Annotated in this window: 3 protein-coding genes; all 3 read right to left on the bottom strand. The window is 63.5% G+C overall.

Annotated elements, in window-relative coordinates; translation table 11 throughout:
• Positions 1–970, bottom strand: a 970-nt coding sequence (locus EOA38_RS32060; RefSeq protein WP_145966168.1) for an acyl-CoA dehydrogenase family protein, incomplete at its 3' end; no start/stop codon positions are given.
• 15 nt (positions 971–985) lie between these two features.
• Entirely contained in the window at positions 986–2,023 is a 1,038-nt protein-coding gene (locus tag EOA38_RS32055) for an ABC transporter substrate-binding protein (protein ID WP_127301110.1), read from the bottom strand.
• 11 nt (positions 2,024–2,034) lie between these two features.
• Positions 2,035–3,060: LLM class flavin-dependent oxidoreductase (locus tag EOA38_RS32050; RefSeq protein WP_145966167.1), on the bottom strand; the 1,026-nt coding region annotated here is incomplete at its 5' end.

Here is a 3,060-nt window from a genome sequence, read left to right as displayed (position 1 = left end):
GTCGGACGGTCATCCCATCAGTGCCGACCGAGCGGCCGGCATCGACATCCTCTGCAAGCGAGCGCAGCAGCCGCGCGCTGGTCGCAAGCCGTACCTCGATCTCGCCCAGCCCCTCCTGAATGCGCGGCACTGTCGAAAGCGGCGCGCCGAGGCTCGCAGGCGCATGTGTTGCGAGGAACGAAACCAGCCGGTCGCGGGCAGCACGTGCTACCCCTTGATACACCGCGCCAATCGAGGAAAAGAAGAACGCCGTCGCACTTTCCTCTCGTCTCAGCGGCTCGGATGCAGGTTGCGCCTCGATGAGGTCTTCCAGAGGGATCACGACATCGTCGAGGATGATGTCGTCGCTGGCGGTGGCCCGCATGCCGGCGGCATTCCACGTTTTCTCGACCCGAAAGCCCTTGGCGTCGGTCGCGACGAGGAAGGAAGCGAGCCGCGGCTCATTCTCGTCGGTCAGCGCCAGCAGGTTCACCCATTTCAGGATGGGAATGCCGGTCACGCAGTTCTTGTGGCCGGTGATGCGCCAGACATCGCCGTCGCGGCGCGCGATCGTCTCGGGCAGCTTGCCATGCGCCGGCGAACCGACGCGCGGCTCTGCCTGGGCTGCGTTGATGAGAGCCGGACCTTCGCGGTTTGCTTGCGTGACGCGCTCGGCGAGATGCTGCGGCCATTTCCCGGGTTTGCTGATCGTGTAATGGCCGTTGTAGTGCATAGCCAGCACCAGCGCGGTCGAGGGCTCGCCCCTGCCGATCTCGGCGACCACTGCTTGCGCTTCCAAAAGGCCGCCGCCGAAGCCGCCATGTTCGCGTTGAGTGACCAGGCCGAGAAGTCCGGCCTCGTGCAGCTTGTCGAAATTCCCAAACGGGAACTCGCCGGTCGCATCGTGATGTGCAGCGGTCAGCGCAAAATCGTCGGCGAGCCTCGCCGCCTCGGCGAGGAGCGCCGGGAATTCCGGGATGACGGTGCTCATGCTTACACCAGACATTCAGGCGACTGCGCGGGCCTGGAGGCTGTCGAAGGCCCGACGGTCGACCCAATCCTCGACATCGAAGTCGCCGGCGAGAAAGCCCCAGTCACGCAAGAAATCCTTATAGTGGGAGATGGCCGCGATCAGCTCCGGCTCCAGCCCTAGGCTGAGATGCTTGTGCAACTCCGGCCCGTTGGCTGCGAGCACCTGCTCCTCCGTCGCTCCGGATTCGCGGGCCACGAAGCGGCGCGTGTCATCAGGATGCGCCTCGGCCCAGGCACTGGCGCGCAGGATCGTTTCGATCAGCCGGGTGACCAGATCGGGCCGTTCCTCCGCCAGTCTCTCGTCGACGGTGAGCACGCGCGGCGAACCCGAGTTGATGCGGATCTTTGGATCGGGATGGAAGCCGAATTCGGCGACTTCGATGGCGCCGATCAAATTGGCAACGTTGATGCCGGCCGTGCCCTTCACGTAGATCGCGTCGACCTCACCGCGGATCAGCGCTGCGGCTTCCTCGCCATAGGCCTGCCTGCGCTTTAGCCCGAACAGCGAAGGACCTTCTTGACTGTCGAGCACGCTGTCGGTGAGCGCGATGTCAACGATCTCGACATCCTCATGCGTCAGACCTTCCAGCGACAGCGCGGAGACCAGGCCCTTGAGCGCGGTGGCACGCATGAAGTCGACGATGCCTTCCGGCCGTCGGGCGATGCCAAAGCGCCGACCCTTCAAGTCCCTCGTGTTGCGAATTCCGCTTCCGGGCAGCGTGATGATCGCCTGAAACTCGTCGGTCCAGGTAATGCCGACAAGTCGGGTCTTGCGACCTTCCGAGCGCGCGCGGATCGGCGGCACGTTGCCGCCGTGACGGAACGACCATTCCAGCGTGTGGTTGAAGTGGCTCTGGCGGATGTCGCGGTTCGGCGAGTCGATGATCGATTTCAGCTCGATGCCTTCCTTGCTGAAGGTCTCGTCGAGATAGCCGAGTTGCGCGGCGAGCCCGACCGGCGTCGGAACCGGGCAGCGGGTATACCAGATTTCGGAGATGTTCGTTCCCGTCATGGTCGTCCCTTTCAGTTGCGCAGGCCGGCCTGCTTCATCAGCGGCAGGATGTTCTCGCCAAAGAATTCCAGGTCAGGCTTGAAGTCGAAGAACGAGAGCTGCAGGCCGTCGACGCCGGCATCTCTGAGCTTAAGGAACTGGTCGACGATTTGCTCGGGCGTGCCGATAAGATAGATGTTGCCGCCGACCTTGGCATAAGGGTCGCTGCGGCCTTCGCGGCCCTTCCAGGCATGCGCGTCGCTGTTGAAGGTCTGGAAGCCCTTCGGCGTGCGCGCGTCGGCATGTGCGACGATTTCGTCAGCGAGTGCCCACGCCTCCTTCTCGGTCGGCCGGCTTATGACGAGCGGATTGAGCAGGGTGCGCACCTTGCGGCCGACCGCAAGCGCCGCATCCTTCACCTTCTTCGTGTGTGCAGGAAGCGCTTCCAAGGTACTCTCTATGTCCGACCCGGCAGGGCTCGTGATGAACACGATGTCCGAATAGCGGCCGGCGAAAGAAATTCCGGCCTCCGAACCGGTCGCATTGACCAGGATCGGCCGGCCATAGTTCGGCTTCGGCGTGACGTAGCCGCCGTTCAGTCTCCAGCTCGACTGTCCGGCAAAGGAGAAATTCTCGTCATCCTGCCAGAGCCGCTGCAGTACTTCGATGAACTCGGCCGCAAGCTCGTACCGGCGGTCGTGCTCGATGCGCTCCCAGCCAAACATCTCATGCTCGACGGCGCGGTGACCGGTGACGACGTTGATTCCCCAACGGCCGCCGGAAATGTGATCGAGGGTTGCACCGAATTTTGCGAGATGAAGCGGATGCCACGGCCCGTAGAGCACGTGCATCGTCGAGATAAGCATGATCTTCTTGGTGATCGCCGCCATCGCGGCCACGGACACGAAGCTGTCGAGCGCCTGGCCGTTGAAGACGCCGCCATAGCCGCCCTTTGGCAGCCATTGGCTGAGCGCAAAAACGAGATCGAAGCCGAGCTCTTCGGCCCTTAGCGTCAGGTCGCGGTTGTAGTCGAAGCGCCAGTCGGTCGAGCGCGGCAG

Origin of the sequence: Mesorhizobium sp. M1E.F.Ca.ET.041.01.1.1, from assembly GCF_003997355.1 — a bacterium.
GTDB lineage: Bacteria > Pseudomonadota > Alphaproteobacteria > Rhizobiales > Rhizobiaceae > Mesorhizobium.
The sequence above is the reverse complement of the archived record's forward strand: the minus strand, read 5'-3'. Positions and strand labels throughout refer to the sequence as shown.